Origin of the sequence: Aliiroseovarius marinus (assembly GCF_004360145.1) — a bacterium.
Classification (GTDB): Bacteria; Pseudomonadota; Alphaproteobacteria; order Rhodobacterales; family Rhodobacteraceae; genus Aliiroseovarius; species Aliiroseovarius marinus.
In genome coordinates this window covers 53,578-69,951 of record NZ_SAIT01000019.1, presented here as the reverse complement: position 1 = coordinate 69,951, position 16,374 = coordinate 53,578, and the positions used below count along the sequence as shown (strand labels likewise).

At 60.8% G+C, this 16,374-nt stretch carries 14 protein-coding genes; 10 read left to right on the top strand and 4 right to left on the bottom strand.

The window, feature by feature from the left end:
* Positions 1-227: 227 nt before the first annotated feature.
* Positions 228-443: a DUF1127 domain-containing protein gene (locus EOL43_RS14000; RefSeq protein WP_133489531.1), complete on the bottom strand. Its 216-nt coding sequence runs from the start codon at positions 441-443 to the stop codon at positions 228-230.
* Positions 444-894: 451 nt separating this feature from the next.
* Here EOL43_RS14000 and EOL43_RS13995 point away from each other — a divergent pair, with 451 nt between their 5' ends.
* From EOL43_RS13995 to EOL43_RS13950, 10 genes are all read left to right on the top strand, one after another.
* The gene (locus EOL43_RS13995; RefSeq protein WP_133489530.1) at positions 895-1,968 is read left to right on the top strand and encodes an Mrp/NBP35 family ATP-binding protein; all 1,074 of its coding nucleotides are present in this window, start codon (positions 895-897) and stop codon (positions 1,966-1,968) included.
* A 682-nt stretch (positions 1,969-2,650) separates the two neighbouring features.
* Positions 2,651-3,154, top strand: coding sequence for a division/cell wall cluster transcriptional repressor MraZ (mraZ, locus tag EOL43_RS13990; protein WP_133489529.1), 504 nt, complete (start codon positions 2,651-2,653; stop codon positions 3,152-3,154).
* Between the two features lies 1 nt (position 3,155).
* Positions 3,156-4,166 (top strand): 16S rRNA (cytosine(1402)-N(4))-methyltransferase RsmH, encoded by a 1,011-nt coding sequence (gene rsmH, locus EOL43_RS13985; RefSeq protein ID WP_133489528.1) that lies wholly within the window; start codon positions 3,156-3,158, stop codon positions 4,164-4,166.
* Positions 4,166-4,510 carry a cell division protein FtsL gene (ftsL, locus tag EOL43_RS13980; protein ID WP_133489527.1) on the top strand — a complete coding sequence of 115 codons (345 nt, stop codon included), beginning with the start codon at positions 4,166-4,168 and terminating at the stop codon, positions 4,508-4,510. Before rsmH ends, ftsL begins: the two co-directional genes overlap by 1 nt.
* The gene (locus tag EOL43_RS13975; protein WP_133489526.1) at positions 4,507-6,312 is read left to right on the top strand and encodes a peptidoglycan D,D-transpeptidase FtsI family protein; all 1,806 of its coding nucleotides are present in this window, start codon (positions 4,507-4,509) and stop codon (positions 6,310-6,312) included. Before ftsL ends, EOL43_RS13975 begins: the two co-directional genes overlap by 4 nt.
* Before the next feature lie 31 nt (positions 6,313-6,343).
* Positions 6,344-7,822 carry a UDP-N-acetylmuramoyl-L-alanyl-D-glutamate--2,6-diaminopimelate ligase gene (locus EOL43_RS13970; RefSeq protein WP_420867520.1) on the top strand — a complete coding sequence of 493 codons (1,479 nt, stop codon included), beginning with the start codon at positions 6,344-6,346 and terminating at the stop codon, positions 7,820-7,822.
* On the top strand, positions 7,819-9,234 hold the full coding sequence (locus EOL43_RS13965) for a UDP-N-acetylmuramoyl-tripeptide--D-alanyl-D-alanine ligase (RefSeq protein ID WP_133489524.1): 1,416 nt from the start codon (positions 7,819-7,821) through the stop codon (positions 9,232-9,234). Before EOL43_RS13970 ends, EOL43_RS13965 begins: the two co-directional genes overlap by 4 nt.
* Before the next feature lie 20 nt (positions 9,235-9,254).
* Positions 9,255-10,337: a phospho-N-acetylmuramoyl-pentapeptide-transferase gene (mraY, locus tag EOL43_RS13960; RefSeq protein WP_133489523.1), complete on the top strand. Its 1,083-nt coding sequence runs from the start codon at positions 9,255-9,257 to the stop codon at positions 10,335-10,337.
* A gap of 100 nt (positions 10,338-10,437) precedes the next feature.
* Positions 10,438-11,844, top strand: coding sequence for a UDP-N-acetylmuramoyl-L-alanine--D-glutamate ligase (gene murD, locus EOL43_RS13955; RefSeq protein WP_133489546.1), 1,407 nt, complete (start codon positions 10,438-10,440; stop codon positions 11,842-11,844).
* A 109-nt stretch (positions 11,845-11,953) separates the two neighbouring features.
* Positions 11,954-13,240 (top strand): DUF3422 family protein, encoded by a 1,287-nt coding sequence (locus EOL43_RS13950; protein WP_133489522.1) that lies wholly within the window; start codon positions 11,954-11,956, stop codon positions 13,238-13,240.
* Here the strand turns inward: EOL43_RS13950 and EOL43_RS13945 are convergent.
* The 3 genes from EOL43_RS13945 to EOL43_RS13935 form a co-directional block, all read right to left on the bottom strand.
* A complete protein-coding gene (locus EOL43_RS13945; RefSeq protein WP_338068779.1) occupies positions 13,173-14,270 on the bottom strand; it encodes a YeeE/YedE family protein in 1,098 nt (365 codons plus the stop codon). The two genes, EOL43_RS13950 and EOL43_RS13945, sit on opposite strands and share 68 nt — an antisense overlap.
* 163 nt (positions 14,271-14,433) lie before the next feature.
* Positions 14,434-15,333, bottom strand: coding sequence for an ABC transporter permease (locus EOL43_RS13940; protein WP_240686563.1), 900 nt, complete (start codon positions 15,331-15,333; stop codon positions 14,434-14,436).
* Positions 15,326-16,336 (bottom strand): ABC transporter permease, encoded by a 1,011-nt coding sequence (locus tag EOL43_RS13935; protein ID WP_133489520.1) that lies wholly within the window; start codon positions 16,334-16,336, stop codon positions 15,326-15,328. The genes EOL43_RS13940 and EOL43_RS13935 overlap by 8 nt, the downstream gene beginning before the upstream one ends.
* Positions 16,337-16,374 lie beyond the last annotated feature (38 nt).

Here is a 16,374-nt window from a genome sequence, read left to right as displayed (position 1 = left end):
AGGAGGTGACCCACGTCAAATCGGGTTGTTCCTGGGAGGAGGGTGGAACGCCCCGAAATTTGGGGGTGCGGTGATGTCAGGGAGGAGGAAGACATCACCGCGGCCCAAGGACTGTCAGGGAGGAGGACGACAGTCCGAAGATTTTGGGCGGCGAGATCAGGGAGGAGGAGAGACCTCGCCGCCATTCGTGTTCACCACCTGGGAGGAGGGTGGTGGCGAACCGAAATTCAGTTGCCGTAAACGGCCATCTGCGCAATGAAGCGGATCGAACCGCGGCCAATGCCCAGATCATTCAGTTCCCGGTCGCTCAGAGCGTTCAATTCTTTGACGGTCTGGCGGTAGGTCTGGCGGGTCGCATAGGTTTCTTTCCAACCGGCGAACAGCGCGATGAAGCGGTCGACGATGCTGGCTTCTGCCAGATTGATCTCAGATGCGTGTGCCATTGCACTTACTCACTTTTCGTCGCAGATATCTGCGGATTTGAAGCCCGTAACTTTGGGCGAAACTCTATTTGTTAGCGACAACGTTATCGCTGTGAACCCAACATGGGGTTTATGCTGCAATTGCACAATACCTTGGGAAATCAAACCCGGCATGCGTCCAGTGCATAGGTTAATTCGCTAATAAAATAGGCGTTTAATCGACTTTCGGCCATGTTGTGCTGTCAAATGCTGCAGGGCAGAAAAATTGGACCTCAAGGTGCCGTAGGGTAAGTTTTTCATCTTTAGGCACATGGCGCAAAAATGAGCATCAGCCCGCGATGGTCATGGTGGGGTGCTGGTGTGCTCTGGGGCGCGGAAATGATTCTTTTGAGCGAGAATCGATAGATTGATTAGCCCCTTGTGCACCCGTAGAAAGTCGCCAAGTAAAGAGGTCAGGATTAAGGAGACTTCAATGGCGGATGTAAAAGACAGGATTATGGGGGCGCTGTCGGCGGTGGCGTTGCCGGATGGTGGCGACCTTGTTTCGCGCGACATGGTGCGCGCCCTGACGGTCGACGGGGCCGCGGTGCGCTTTGTGATAGAAGCACAATCGCCCGAGCAGGCCGCCGGGTTGGAACCACAGCGCCGCGCAGCCGAAGCTGCCGTGGCGGATTTGCCGGGCATTGAAACTGTATCCGTCATTTTGACGGCCCACGGCGCCACGCCCGCAAAGCCCGCGCCGAACCTGAAGATCGGGGGGCACCCCAAGCCGCAGGCGGGGCCGATGCAGGTACCCGGCGTGAAGTCGATTGTCGCGATTGCCTCGGGCAAGGGGGGCGTTGGGAAATCCACGCTCAGCTCGAACCTTGCGGTGGCGCTGGCCAAGCAGGGGCGTAAGGTTGGTCTTCTGGACGCAGATATCCTTGGCCCGTCCCAGCCGCGTATGATGGGCACGAATGAACGCCCCGGCTCCCCCGACGGAGACATGCTGACCCCGGTCATGGCGCATGGGGTCAAGATGATGTCGATTGGTCTGATGCTGAAATCGGATCGCGAGGCCGTGGTCTGGCGTGGCCCCATGTTGATGGGCGCGCTGCAGCAGATGCTGTTTCAGGTCTCGTGGGGGCCGCTCGACGTGCTGTTGATCGACCTGCCGCCCGGAACTGGCGATGTGCAGCTGACGCTGGCGCAGAAATCGCAGATCACCGGGGCGGTTGTGGTTTCGACCCCGCAAGATGTGGCGCTGCTGGACGCGCGCAAGGCCATCGACATGTTTGATAAGGTTAAGGTGCCGATCCTGGGCTTGGTTGAAAACATGTCCTCTTATGTATGTCCGGATTGCGGACACGAAGCGCATCTGTTCGGGCATGGCGGGGTTCGGGACGAAGCCGCGACCATTGGCGCACCCTTCCTTGGTGAAATCCCGTTGTCCTTGGATGTACGGCTTGCGGGCGACGGTGGTACGCCGATTGCGGCGGGCGAGGGGCCGGTGGCCGGTGCCTATGCCAAGCTGGCACAAGACATGGTGACACGCGGGATCGCCTAAGGCTTCGAACGTTAAATGAGATGAGCGCCCGGTGCAGTGATTGCGCCGGGCTTTTTCGTTGAGGCGGGGCACCCTTTTGGGAATTCATGGGCAAGGTGGCTGGGAAATCATGGGCGGAACCATGGGAATGGATGCAAATCAGCCTGTTTGTCTGTGTATTTTCGCGCCCAGTGCGGCTAAAGCTGTGGTCTGAGCGCACTATTCTCCTATAAAAAAGATATTTTTTGGATTTCATAGGAAAAATGATGCTGCGACGGCAGCACTATATCTTGTGGGTAGATTTTCATCTTCGCCTACATTGCGTGAAGATGTGCCAGAGATTCTGCATTTGCACTTGAATTTGGGCGCTTTTCCCGGATTTGCCCTGTGTATAATCCCGCAAAAAACTATTGCTTCCCATGAATTCCCAAGTTATCCATGTATTCAAGATGAGGACGGGACAGAAAGGGGCAGCAAGACCCCGCTAGACACTCCCAAGTCAGGTTTCATACAGGCCCCCGCTTCATCATACGAAAGAGATCCGGCGCGTACGCGAGCAGACATCCCCCCAGGTGGCGCGCGCAGCTGGGCACCCGGAAACGGGACAGGCGGCGGATTGGTCAGTGGCAGCAGATCAATTCGCCGTTTTTATTCCAGCTCCCATTTGGGCTGGTGGGACAGATGATTAAAGGGGGCCGCGCAAGTGGCACGCAGGTTCAGAGGTGAAAGCCACCATAAGGTGGACACGAAGGGCAGGGTCTCGATCCCGGCCCTGTTTCGCCGTGTGCTGGAAGCGGGCGACCCTGATTGGACCGACGGTCTGAACCCCAATCTTGTCATTGTCTATGGCGACCATCGCCGCAACTATCTGGAAGCCTACACGATCGAGGCCATTGACGAGGTCGATGACCAGATCGCGAAGATGCCGCGCGGTTCGATGGAGCGTCGGATGTTGGAGCGTCTGTTCAACGGGCAATCCTTCCCTACGACTGTGGACGAGACTGGCCGTCTGGTGCTGCCTGCGAAGCTGCGTCAGAAGATCGGGCTGGATAAAGAGGCCTTCTTTATCGCCACTGGCGACACGTTCCAGATCTGGAAACCCGAGACCTATGAAGAGGTCGAGGTCGCAAAGACCGAAGAATGGCTAGACGAACAGCCGGATGATTTTGATGTGCTGTCCCTGTTGGGCGGGCAGGGGGAAGGCTAAGATGTCTGACCCGGCTGCCCCCAACTCCACACCTGATAAACGCCCGCATATCCCTGTTCTACTACGACCGCTTCTGGAAGCGGTCGCGCCTGTTTCTGGTGACTGGGCGGACGGAACCTTCGGGGCGGGTGGCTATACGCGCGGATTGCTCGATGCGGGTGCCGATTGGGTCTGCGGGATCGACCGTGACCCGATGGTGTTTCAGATGGCAGCCAAATGGGCGGGTGATTATGGCGACCGTCTGGCCCTGCGCGAAGGCACATTTTCCGAGATGGACACGCTTGCCGGCAAGCCGTTGGACGGGGTCGTGCTGGATCTGGGCGTTAGCTCGATGCAGTTGGATCTGGCCGAGCGCGGCTTTTCCTTCATGAAAGACGGCCCGCTGGACATGCGGATGAGCCAATCTGGCCCCTCGGCCGCTAATCTGGTGAATGAGCTGGACGAGGCCGCTCTGGCCGACATCTTGTATCACTACGGCGAAGAGCGTGCCTCGCGTCGGATTGCGCGCGCGATTGTGAAAGCGCGAGTTGAAGCGCCGTTCGAGACCACGTTGCAGCTGGCCGAGGTGATCGAGAAGAACCTGCCGCGTTCCAAGCCCGGTCAAAGCCATCCTGCGACGCGCAGCTTTCAGGCGATCCGCATCGCGGTGAATGATGAGTTTGGTCAATTAATTGAGGGGCTTGAAGCCGCCGAGCGTGCGTTGAAACCCGGTGGAAAACTGGCCGTGGTGACCTTCCATTCGATGGAAGACCGCGTGGTGAAGCGCTTCTTGCAGGCGCGGGCGTCCTCGGGCGGGGGCGGGTCGCGCTATGCGCCGGAAGCTGCGGAAGAGACTCCGCGCTTCAAACTGACGCCGCGCAAGGCCATCGGCCCGGACAAAGAAGAATTGGAAGAGAACCCGCGCGCCCGCTCGGCCCGTTTGCGCGTGGCCACCCGCACCGATGCACCCGCGGGCCCATCGGATCGCAAGAAGCTTGGTTTGCCGCCCTTGGTATTTAAGGACAGATCGTAATGCGTAGTTTGTTGTATATCCTTTCCGCGCTTGCCGTGATGGGGCTGGCCTATTGGGCCTATTCGGAAAACTACAAAACGCAGGCCACCTTGGATCGCGCACAAGAGCTGCAAAGTGAGATTGGGCGCATGCAGGAAGAACTGGCTGTTCTGCGCGCGGAATGGGCATACCTGAACCGCCCGGATCGCCTGCGGGATCTGGCGCAGCTGAACTATGACAAGCTGGAGCTGAACGTGCTTGAGCCGGGTCAGTTTGGCCGCGTCGATCAGATCGCCTTCGGCGAGGATGACGCGTTGCCCGAGATCACCGGCGCCGTTGAAGTGATGGGAGCGATCGAGCAATGACCCGCGTCCCCCTCCGCCCGCTTGCCCGCATTCTGGAAGCCCGCGCCAAGGGTGAAAACCCTGATGCAATCGAGCGTGAGAACCTGCGCCAGCGGCACGACCAGATCCGCAATGAATCGCGCCTGCGTTCGGAAGGACGGTTGTTGGTGCTGGCGGGCTTCTTTCTCTGCGCCTTCCTGACGGTCGGCGTGCGTATGGCAACCCTGTCGGCGTCCGAGGCGCAAGAGCCCCGCGCGCAAGCACCCGGCGCATCCATCGCGACGGCCCGCGCAGATATTCTGGATCGGCAGGGCCGTATTCTGGCGACCAACCTTGTGACCAATGCGCTTTATGCGCAGCCGCATCAGATGGTGGACCCGAAACGCGCGGCGGACGAACTGGTGCGCATCTTCCCGGATCTGGATCACGAACGTCTGATCAAAGATTTTACGGGATCGCGTAAGTTCCTGTGGATCAAGAAGAAAATTAGCCCCGAGCAGAAACAGGCCGTATTTGATATTGGCGAGCCGGGCCTGCTGTTTGGCCCGCGCGAGATGCGTCTCTACCCCAATGGCAAGCTGGCTGCTCACGTGTTGGGCGGGGCAAGCTTTGGGCGCGAAGGCGTGTCGGCAGCCGAGGTGATCGGCGTTGCCGGTGTCGAAAAGCAGTTCGATGACTTCCTGCGTGATCCCGCCAATGGCGGCGCGCCGCTTGAGCTGTCCATCGACCTGACCATTCAGGATGCGGTCGAGCGCGTGCTCTATGGCGGCATGAAGATGATGAACGCCAAGGGTGCTGCAGCGATCCTGATGGATGTCCACACGGGCGAGGTGATCTCGGTCGCGTCCTTGCCGGATTTCGATCCGAACAATCGCCCGCGTCCCTTGACGGTGGCGGACAAGGGGATGGACCAGTCCGACAGCCCGCTCTTTAACCGTGCGGTGCAGGGCGTCTATGAGCTTGGCTCGACCTTCAAGATTTTCACGGCCATTCAGGCGATGGATCTGGGGTTGGTGAACCCGAACACGGTGATCGATACGGGCAAGCCGATGAAAATCTCGGGCTTCCGGATTGGCGAGTTTCGCAACAAGAACTATGGCGAGCTGTCGGTCTCGGACATCATCGTCAAAAGCTCGAACCGCGGCACTGGCCGTATGGCGCTGCAAATCGGTCCCGAACGTCAGCAAGAGTTCCTGAAGACCCTTGGTTTGCTCGATCGCACCCCGTTCGAGATTGTCGAGGCCTCGGGCTCGACCCCGCTTTTGCCGCAGAAATGGGGCAAACTCAGCGCGGTAACGATTTCCTATGGGCACGGGATTTCCAACACGCCGATGCATCTGGCATCGTCCTATGCGGCGATTGCCAATGGCGGCTATGCGGTAACGCCGACCGTGTTGAAGCAACACCATGTGGAACGTGGCCCCCGCGTGATGAGCGCGGAAAGCGCCGCAGCAGCGCGCGATATGTTGCGCAAGGTGGTCACCGAAGGCACCGCCAGTTTTGGCGAGGTTCCGGGCTATTTGGTCGGAGGCAAAACCGGTACGGCGGACAAGCCGAAGCCGCGCGGTGGCTATTACGATGACAAGGTGATCAACACGTTTGCCAGCATGTTCCCGGTGGATAACCCGAAATATGTGCTGATCGTGACGCTGGACGAACCGGTCGAGACCTCGGGCACCAAGCCACGCCGCACCGCCGGTTGGACGGCCGTTCCGGTTGCCGCCACGATCATCGAGCGCGTGGCACCCCTTTTGGGCATGAAACCGCGCGAAACCCGCGTTGAACCTTTGGATGCATCTGGGGTAACACTCACGTCGAACTGATAAGGCGGATTACAAACTGATGGGTGCTGAGATGGTAACGAAATCCCTGGGTGAACTGGGGCTCAGCGCCCGGGCGGGGCGTGATGCGCAGGTAACCGGGCTGTCGGTGGACAGTCGTCTGGTGAAGCCGGGCCATCTGTTTGCAGCCCTTCCAGGCGCCAAGATGCATGGCGGAGAGTTCATCCAATACGCCCTGCGTATGGGCGCGGCGGCCATCCTGACTGACCCTGAAGGCGCAAAGATTGCCGAGGCCGAACTGACCGCGTCGGACGCCGCGCTTGTTGTGACCGAGGATCCTCGCATGGCGCTGGCCTATGCCGCCGCGCTGTGGTTCGGCACCCAGCCCGAACATATGGTTGCAGCAACGGGCACCAACGGAAAGACCTCGGTCGCGAGCTTCACCCGGCAGATTTGGACGCTTCTGGGCATCAAGGCCGCGAATTTGGGGACAACGGGTGTAGAAGGCGCGTTTACCGCGCCGCTATCGCACACCACGCCTGAGCCCATCACCCTGCACAAAACACTGGCCGACATGGCGGGCGCGGGCGTGACGCACGCCGCGATGGAAGCGTCCAGCCACGGGCTTGCGCAGCGCCGCTTGGACGGGGTGCGCTTGTCCGCCGCCGCATTTACCAACTTCACGCAAGACCATTTGGATTATCACGAAACCTTCGACGAATACTTCGCCGCCAAAGCTGGCCTCTTCGCCCGCGTGCTGCCCGAAGACGGCACCGCCGTGATCAACATGGACGACCCGAAGGGCGCCGAGATGGCGACCATCGCCGAAGCGCGCAGCCAGAAGCTGATCCGCGTGGGGCAGTCCGAGGGTTGCGAGTTGCAACTCAAGGCGCGCCGCTATGACGCCACCGGGCAAGAGTTGATGTTCAGCTGGCTGGGCAAGCCCTACACCGCGCGGCTGAACCTGATCGGTGGTTTTCAGGCCGAAAACGTCTTGGCCGCCGCAGGGCTGGTCATCGGCTGCGGGGCCGAGCCGGAGCATGTGTTCGAGACGTTCAAGGATCTAGAGACTGTGCGTGGCCGGATGCAACACGCCGCGACCCGTGAAAATGGGGCCGCTGTATTTGTGGACTATGCCCATACGCCCGATGCGCTGAAAACCGCGCTGCGTGCGATGCGTCCGCATGTTCTGGGCCGTCTTGTCGTGGTGTTTGGCGCGGGTGGGGATCGCGATACCTCGAAACGGATTTTGATGGGGCAGGCGGCGGCTGAAAACGCAGACGTGGTGTTTGTCACCGACGACAATCCGCGCACCGAAGATCCCGATTTGATCCGCGCCATGGTGATGGAAGGCTGTCCCGAGGCGATGAATGTTGGCGACCGTGCCGAAGCCATCCTGCGTGGTGTCGACGCTCTGGGGCCGGGCGACACGCTGTTGATCGCAGGCAAGGGGCACGAGACCGGCCAGACCGTTGGCAATGATGTGCTGCCCTTTGATGACGTGGAACAGGCCTCGGTCGCGGTGGCTGCTTTGGAAGGGCGTTTGGCATGAGCCTTTGGACAGCGAAAGAGGCCGCCGAGGCCACTGGGGGAGAGGTTCGCGGCGACTGGGCTGTAACGGGCGTGTCCATCGACACCCGCACCATCGAGGCTGGCGATCTGTTTGTCGCGCTGAAAGCCGCCCGTGATGGGCATGACTTCGTGGCGCAGGCGCTGGAAAAGGGCGCAGGGGCCGCGTTGGTCAGCCATGTGCCCGAGGGCGTTGCCGAGGACGCGCCGTTGTTGATCGTGGACGACGTTCTGAAAGCGCTCGAAGATCTGGGCCGTGCCGCCCGTGCGCGCACCAAGGCACGCGTGGTGGCGGTGACCGGCTCGGTCGGTAAAACCTCGACCAAAGAAATGCTGCGCACCGTTCTGCAGCGGCAGGGCAAGACCCACGCGGCCGAGGCGAGCTATAACAACCATTGGGGTGTGCCGCTGACCTTGGCACGGATGCCTGCGGATGCAGACTTCGCTGTGATCGAGATTGGGATGAGCAACCCCGGCGAGATCGAACCCTTGGCCCGAATGGCCCGCCCACATGTGGCGCTGGTGACCACCGTGGCCCCTGCGCATCTTGAGGCTTTCGACGATTTGGACGGTATCGCCCGTGAAAAGGGTTCTATCTTCAAGGGATTAGAGCCGGGTGGCATTGCCATCGTCAATGCCGATTTGGACAATACGCAGATCCTCCGTGACGCTGCTGAAGGGTTCGACATCCAAAGCTTCAGCGCTAAACGCAGCGACGTTCACCATCTGGTCCACGTTGTCCTAAGCCCCGACGCCACGATCTGCAAAGCCAACGTGGCCGGGCAGGAGCATTTGTTGAAAATAGCAAGCGTCGGGCGGCATTTCGCAATGAACGCGCTGGCGGTTCTGGTCGCCACTCGCGCCTTGGGCGGGGACGTAACCTTGGTCGCCCGCGACATCAGCCATTGGCTGCCCCCATCCGGGCGCGGCACACATGAAGACATCCTGCTGGATGCGCCCGAAGGCTTGACCCTGACGCTGATCGACGACGCGTTCAACGCCAATCCGACCTCGATGGCGGCCTCGCTTGAGGTTCTGGCGGCGGCTCAGCCCGTAGATGGCGTCGGCAGGATCCACAAGGGGCGCCGGATGGCCATTCTGGGCGACATGCTGGAACTGGGGCCGGACGAGGCCGCGCTGCATGCCCAGATCGCCGATCTGCCCTTCGTGGCCGAGATCGACGTGGTCCATTGCTCGGGCCCGCTGATGAAATCCCTGTGGGAGCGTCTGCCGGGCGGCAAGCAAGGAATCTATACCGAAACCGCCGAGGACATGGCCGCGCAGGTGCACAGCCTGATCGACGCTGGCGATGTCGTGCTGGTCAAAGGATCCAAAGGGTCGCTGGTCTCCAAAGCTGTTGACGCGATCCGCAAAATGAGCCAAGCGCAAGGCTAACAAGCAAAAGGGCCCACAATATGTTGTATTGGTTGACCGAGTTTTCGGATGGTGGCGATGTCTTCAACCTGTTTCGCTACATCACTTTCCGCTCGGGCGGGGCGTTCTTTACCGCGCTGATTTTCGGCTTCATGTTCGGCAAACCCCTGATCAACATCTTGCGCCGCAAGCAGGGCAAGGGGCAGCCAATCCGCGATGATGGCCCTGAAAGCCATAAGGAAAAACAAGGCACGCCGACCATGGGTGGGTTGTTGATCCTGTCGGCGCTTCTGGTGGCCACCCTGATGTGGGCGCGACTGGATAATCCCTATGTATGGATCACACTGTTTGTGACCTATGGCTTTGGTTTGATTGGCTTTGCGGATGATTTCGCCAAAGTGTCGAAGAACAACACGGCAGGCGTTTCGGGCAAGGTCCGGCTGGCGATTGGTCTGGCGATTGCAGCCATCGCGGGCTTCTGGGCGTCCAGCGTGCATCCTGAGGGGCTGCAATACCAGCTGGCTTTCCCGGTTTTCAAAGACACGCTTCTGAACATGGGCTTTTTCTTCATTCCCTTCGTGATGATTGTGATTGTCGGCTCTGCGAATGCAGTGAACCTGACGGACGGTCTGGACGGTCTGGCCATCATGCCGGTGATGATCGCGGCAGGCACGCTGGGCGTAATCGCTTATGCCGTTGGCCGTGTCGACTTCACCGAATATCTGGACGTGCACTATGTGCCGGGTACAGGTGAGCTCTTTGTTTTCACCTCGGCCCTGATCGGAGGCGGCTTGGGCTTCCTGTGGTACAACGCACCGCCCGCCGCCGTGTTCATGGGCGACACCGGGTCTCTGGCCCTTGGTGGCGCTTTGGGGGCCATCGCGGTTGCCACCAAGCACGAGATCGTGCTGGCCATCGTGGGCGGGCTCTTTGTGGTCGAGGCGCTATCGGTCATTATCCAAGTGCTGTACTACAAGAAGACCGGAAAGCGTGTCTTCCTGATGGCGCCGATCCACCACCATTTCGAGCATAAAGGCTGGCAAGAGCCCCAGATCGTCATCCGCTTCTGGATCATCTCGCTGATCCTGGCGCTGATCGGTCTGGCCACTCTGAAGGTTCGCTAAGCGTCATCAAACGTCTTCCATACGCCCCGCCTATCCGGCGGGGCTTTTGTTTTTGGGCCAAACCCTTTAGCCATAAAACGGACGAATGCAGGAGGCACGCATGATCCCGGTGAAAGGTTACGAAGGGCGCAAGGTTGCGGTTCTGGGGCTTGGGCGCTCGGGGTTGGCCACGGCCCATGCGCTGGAAGCTGGCGGGGCCGAGGCGCTGTGCTGGGATGATGGGCAAGAAGCCCGCGAACGTGCCGAAGGGCAGGGGCTGATCCTGCACGACCTGAACAAGGGTAACGCTTGGGAAGACGTCGCCGCTCTGATCGTGAGCCCAGGCATTCCGCATCTGTACCCCGAACCCAACAAGCTGATCGCCCGCGCGATGGAGGCGGGCGTGCCCGTGGATAATGACATTGGCCTCTTCTTCCGCAGCTTTGCAGATCAGGAATGGGATAATTTCGACACTCTGCCGCGCATCGTGGCGGTGACGGGGTCGAACGGGAAGTCCACCACCTCGGCGCTGATCCACCACGTGTTGGAGCACGCGGGCAAGCCCACGCAACTGGCGGGCAATATCGGACGTGGGGTCTTGGACATCGACCCTGCCCACGATGGCGAGGTCGTGGTGCTTGAGCTGTCGAGCTATCAGACCGATCTGGCCCGTTCGCTGACCCCGGACATCGCGGTCTTCACCAACCTGTCGCCCGATCATCTGGACCGTCACGGCGGCATGGGTGGCTATTTCGCGGCCAAGCGCCGCCTCTTTGCCGAGGGTGGCCCAGACCGCGCCGTGATCGGCGTGGACGAGGCCGAAGGCGCCTATCTGGCGGGCCAATTGTCCGAAGGCGCGGCAGATGACCGCGTGATCCGCATCTCGGTCGATCGCAAGCTGACTGGGCCGGGCTGGCAGGTCTTCGCCCGCAAAGGGTTTCTGTCCGAATATCGCAAGGGGCGCCAGATCGCTTCCGTCGATCTGCGGGCTGTGAAGGGGCTGCCCGGCAGTCATAACCATCAGAACGCCTGTGCGGCCTATGCGGTGTGCCGCACGATCGGGCTGGCCCCCAAGGTGATCGAGGCCGCATTTCATGCCTTCAAAGGTCTTCCCCACCGCTCGCAACTGGTGGGCGAGAAGGACGGCGTGGCCTTTGTGAATGACTCGAAAGCCACCAATGTGGACAGCGCCCGCGCCGCCCTTGGTGCCTTCAGCAACATCCGCTGGATCGCGGGCGGGCTGGGCAAGGATGGCGGGATCGACAGCCTATCTGACGCACTTGGCAATGTGACCAAAGCCTATCTGATCGGTCATTCGGCGCGCGAGTTCGCTCTGCAGCTGGGCGATGTGCCCTACGAGATCTGCGAGACGATGGAAAACGCCGTCGCGGCGGCTGCAAATGACGCCCAATCTGGCGACACCGTGTTGCTGGCCCCTGCGGCGGCCAGCTTTGATCAGTATCCCGATTTTGAGAAGCGGGGCGAGGACTTCACCCGGCTGGTTCAGGATCGCCTTCAGGATATGTGAGCGTTACCGGTATTCCGCGGTATGCGAAAAATCTCAAAAACCCCTTGTTTTTAAGGGGGTTGCAATGTGTCACGTCTCTGTTACGACTTTGCGCGTAGGAGACACGCGCATGATGAATTTGATCGACCATCCGGACCGCTATGACCTTGCGAACGAGCTGCACGCTCGCCCTTCGCCCGCGATCAGCGCGCCGGGGACTGCTGTCTATCTGGCAATCAAACGTCCGCAAAACGCGGCGAACCGGGATCGCGAGGCGGATCGCCAGCATCTGATTGCACTTCTGGATCGGTTCGGCGCGCCGCATCCTAGCCCGGGATCGAACCACTATTTCGGCGAAATCGGCCGCTATCACCTGAAATGGGAACAGCATAACGAATTCGTCAGCTACACGGTATTCTCGGACGGGATCTCGTCACGGGCGTTTGATCCAGCGGCGTTTGATGTCTTCCCAGATGATTGGCTGGCCGATGCGCCGGGCGCACGGATTACGTCAGCCCATATTCGAGTTCAGCAGATGCCGTCTGTCGAAAAGGACATGGACAAGCTGGTTCGCGAGTGGTTCGTGTCGGAAAGCATCGCCTCGACTTGGGTGATTGATCGTTCTGCAATGATCGCGGGCGATTTCCGCATAGATCCGGCGGGCCACATGCGGTTCGTCGCCTTCGTTTCCGAGGGCACCGGCAAACGCCGGATCGGTCGGATTGTGCAACGCCTATGCGAGATTGAAACTTACAAGACCATGTCCATGCTAGGCTTCCCGGTGGCGCGTGACATCCATCGCCAGCTGCGCAATGTGGACGGCGAGCTGACCCATCTGGTCGGCACGATGAAGCGCGGGGACGAACCCGCCGAGGCGACGCTCAGCGAGCTATTGTCGATTTCGGCTGAGCTGGAAGAGCTGATGGCCTCGACTTCGTTCCGGATGGGGGCGACACGCGCTTATGAAGCTATTCTGAACCAGCGCATTGGCGCGCTTAGGGAAGAGCGGTTCCGCGGGCGTCAGACATTGAGCGAGTTTATGATGCGCCGCTATGATCCCGCGATGCGCACCACCAAAAGTGCGGCGACGCAGTTGGAAACCATGGCGGCTCGGGCCGCCCGCGCGGGCGAGCTGTTGCGTACCCGTGTCGATGTTGAGCGGGCCGAGCAAAACCAGGCGTTGCTGGAAAGCATGGATGCCCGCGCCAAGGTGCAGCTGCGTCTGCAGGAAACGGTAGAAGGCCTGTCCGTCGTCGCGATCAGCTATTACGCCGTATCGCTGGCGGGGTACCTATTCTATCCGCTGGCAGGCGCGCTGAACATGTCCAAAGGAACGCTGACGGCGATGCTTACGCTGCCTGTGGTGCTTCTGGTGTGGCTGTCGGTGCGTCGAATTCGGAAGTCGCTCGGCCACTAACGCGCGCATCGACGCGGGCCGCCACCCAAGCGCCCGCGATGATGGCCAGCAGCGCAATTACAGCTGACGTCGACAGCGTTGCGACGCCCGAAAGGCCCGCACCCACGGTGCAGCCCCCGGCCAACACGCCGCCCATGCCCATCAGTACTCCGCCTGACAGATAGCGGCCCATCTGGCCTGCGCCGTCAAAGCCCTGCCATGCAAAGCGCCCGGCGATCAGGGCGGACAGGGCAGCGCCTGCGATGACGCCTCCGATCAGGCCGGTGCCGAAGTTGCCGCCAACCGCGCTGGCAGCAGCGGTCCAAAAGAGCGTATCAGCCAAAGGTGCGGTGAAGGACAGGCTTTCCACGGCGATGGGGTCGAATTCGTCCATCAGGACCAATCCGGTTCCCAGCCAGCCCAGAGGCACAAGTGCCCCAAGCAAAACCGCCGGTACCAGCACGCGCAACTTGGGACGAGCTTGCGCGATAAAGACAGCGGCCAGAACGAGGGGCAGGAGCGCGCCCAGGGCTGGCAGGGAAGGGGCAGCGAACTCAACCGCCCCCAGGGAGTTTCGAAGCGGGGCAAACACGCCTTTCATGGTGGCAAGGGCGGCCAGCGCGGCCACGCCCAGCACGACGATCGCGCGCAGATTGCCCGAGGACCCCAGAACGACCAGTCGCGACAGGCAACCGCGGGTCAGGACCATGCCGGCGCCGAACATCAGGCCACCAACGACGAGCGAGAGGATCGGAAGGGTGGGCGCGTGAAAGCGGTGGTCTGCGAAGCTGATCCAGCCTGCCCAGACCGCGCCTTGCGTGCCGATCACCGCAACGGCCAAAGCGGTCAGCCAGACGGCCAGCGCCTGACGGCCTTCGATGCCGGCCCCGATCACACCACGACGTAGACAGAAGCGCGTGACCTCGGCCAGAATGCCGAAGGCAGCACCAAGGCCCAGCCCGAACAGGATCGAGGCTGTGCGTGGGGTCAGGGTCTCAAAACCGAAGGTCTCAAACATCTTCACGTCTCCGAATTTGGGAATATGTTCCATTTGGCGCGGGAAGTGGTGTTTCGCAACCCTTATAATGGGCGCTTCGTGTGAGTGGTGTGGGAAAAAGTTCTGACTACGGGGCTGTCTTGGAATAATGGACCTCTAGGCGCGATGTGTTCGGATTGGCGGTCTAAAGCGGCGCGCGCGGCGCTGACCCTTGTCCTTATTTGCGCCCCAAACCGCCACGCGGGTCCAGCGCATCCCGCAGCCCGTCGCCAAGGTAATTGGCGCACAGAACGGTCAGCGTGATCATCAACCCCGGCCAGATCGCGCGGGCGGGGGTCAGCGTCAGATACTCGGTCCCGTCAAACAGCAGCCGTCCCCAGGTTGGGTGATCTGGCGGGAAGCCGAGGCCAAGGAAGCTGAGCGCGCTTTCGATGATGATCGCGTTCGCCAGTCCCAGCGTGGCCGAGACGATGATCACTCCCATCACGTTGGGCAGGATATGACGCCGGATCAGCCCCCATGGCCGCAGACCAAGAGCGGTGGCGGCGGTAACGAACTCGCGCTTTTTCAAGGCCAAAACTTCGGCGCGCAGGATCCGTGCTGTTTGCATCCAGCTGGTCAGGCCGATCATTGTAACGATCAGAAGGAAGATCCCGGCCTCGGCCCCGAAGAGGCTGCGCAGACTGTCGCGCCACAGCATGATCGTGACCAGAAGCAGGGGCAGGACGGGCAGGGCCAGAAACAGGTCGGTGAGGCGCATCAAGGGGGCGTCCAGCCAGCGGACCATGCCCGCCAGAATGCCGACTGCTGCGCCGATCAGAATTGACAAGCCCATCGCGACCACACCCACCAAGATCGTCACACGGCCACCTTGCAGGACGGCGGCGAACAGATCGCGCCCAAGATGGTCGGTACCCATCGGGTGCGACAGGCTGGGACCAAGGTTACGGGCTGTGACGTTGATCTGTCCCGCTGCGTGCGGCCACAGGATTGGGCCGATCAGGACGGCAAGAAGGATCAGTGCCAGCACACCGCCGCCGATCATAGCGCCCTTATGCCGCTGAAACCGCCGCCAGAACCCGTTGGGTGGGGCGTTCAAGGTGGACAAGTCAGTCATAGCTGATCCTCGGATCCAACAGGCCATAGGCGATGTCGGCCAGAAGGTTGAACAACACGATCAGCACCGCGAACAAGAAGGTCAGCGTCTGCACGACGGGCAGATCGCCGCTTTGGATCGATGAAATCAGAAGCGCGCCGATCCCGTTGATCTTGAAAATCTGCTCAGTGATGATGGCGCCGGCCAGTACCTGCGGGATGCCCAAGGCGATCACGGTCACCACGGGCAGAAGCGAGTTGCGGGCCACATGGGCCAGAACCACGCGGCGCTCGGACGCGCCTTTCGCACGGGCGGTGCGGACGTAATCGTGGTGCAGGTTCTCCAACATAGACGCGCGCATGTAGCGGCTGATTTGTGCGGCGTTATAGAGCGCAAGGATCGTAACCGGCATGACCATCTGGCGTAGTTGGGCCAATAGGCTGTCCCAGCCCGTGACGGTCAACGTCGTGTCATAGACCGACGGGAACCAATTCAGTTTCACCGCGAAGATCACGATCATCACGACGCCCAGAAAGAAGGATGGCACGGAATAACCGATCATCGAGATGAAGCTGCCCAGATGGTCGAACCAGCCGTGTTGCCGGTAGGCCGAATAGATGCCAACGGGTAGGGCGATCAGGATGCCGATGACATAGGACAGGCTCACGACCCAAAGGGTCTGGGGAAGGCGGTCCGCAATCAGCTCGACCACCGGCGCGCGCGAGGCCCAGCTGAGGACGCGCAGGCGGTCGGGGTCTCCGAAGCTAAGGCCGGTCAAGTCGCTCAGCCAATTCAGCGGTTCATGGATGAAAAACTGTTTGCACCACAGAAGATAGCGGGTCACCAGCGGATCCCCTATGCCCAATGCCTCGCGCAGTTGTGCGCGGGTCTCAGATGGGATCGACATGGGCAGGTTGGCGGTGGGGTCGTTCGGGGCCATATCCATCAGAAGGAAGATGGCGAAGCTGATGAAGATCAGCACGGGAACCGAGAAAGCAAGCCTGCGCAAACAATAGGTTAACATGGGCGGTCGACGGCCTTTGGTTCCGGGGCGCGGCCTGA

Bases quoted from the DNA above. Each gene is read 5' to 3' on its own strand.
- EOL43_RS14000 (WP_133489531.1), bottom strand. From the start codon at position 443: ATGGCACACGCATCTGAGATCAATCTGGCAGAAGCCAGCATCGTCGAC.
- EOL43_RS13995 (WP_133489530.1), top strand. From the start codon at position 895: ATGGCGGATGTAAAAGACAGGATTATGGGGGCGCTGTCGGCGGTGGCG.
- rsmH (WP_133489528.1), top strand. From the start codon at position 3,156: ATGTCTGACCCGGCTGCCCCCAACTCCACACCTGATAAACGCCCGCAT.
- ftsL (WP_133489527.1), top strand. From the start codon at position 4,166: ATGCGTAGTTTGTTGTATATCCTTTCCGCGCTTGCCGTGATGGGGCTG.
- EOL43_RS13975 (WP_133489526.1), top strand. From the start codon at position 4,507: ATGACCCGCGTCCCCCTCCGCCCGCTTGCCCGCATTCTGGAAGCCCGC.
- EOL43_RS13970 (WP_420867520.1), top strand. From the start codon at position 6,344: ATGGTAACGAAATCCCTGGGTGAACTGGGGCTCAGCGCCCGGGCGGGG.
- EOL43_RS13965 (WP_133489524.1), top strand. From the start codon at position 7,819: ATGAGCCTTTGGACAGCGAAAGAGGCCGCCGAGGCCACTGGGGGAGAG.
- mraY (WP_133489523.1), top strand. From the start codon at position 9,255: ATGTTGTATTGGTTGACCGAGTTTTCGGATGGTGGCGATGTCTTCAAC.
- murD (WP_133489546.1), top strand. From the start codon at position 10,438: ATGATCCCGGTGAAAGGTTACGAAGGGCGCAAGGTTGCGGTTCTGGGG.
- EOL43_RS13950 (WP_133489522.1), top strand. From the start codon at position 11,954: ATGATGAATTTGATCGACCATCCGGACCGCTATGACCTTGCGAACGAG.
- EOL43_RS13945 (WP_338068779.1), bottom strand. From the start codon at position 14,270: ATGGAACATATTCCCAAATTCGGAGACGTGAAGATGTTTGAGACCTTC.
- EOL43_RS13940 (WP_240686563.1), bottom strand. From the start codon at position 15,333: ATGACTGACTTGTCCACCTTGAACGCCCCACCCAACGGGTTCTGGCGG.
- EOL43_RS13935 (WP_133489520.1), bottom strand. From the start codon at position 16,336: ATGTTAACCTATTGTTTGCGCAGGCTTGCTTTCTCGGTTCCCGTGCTG.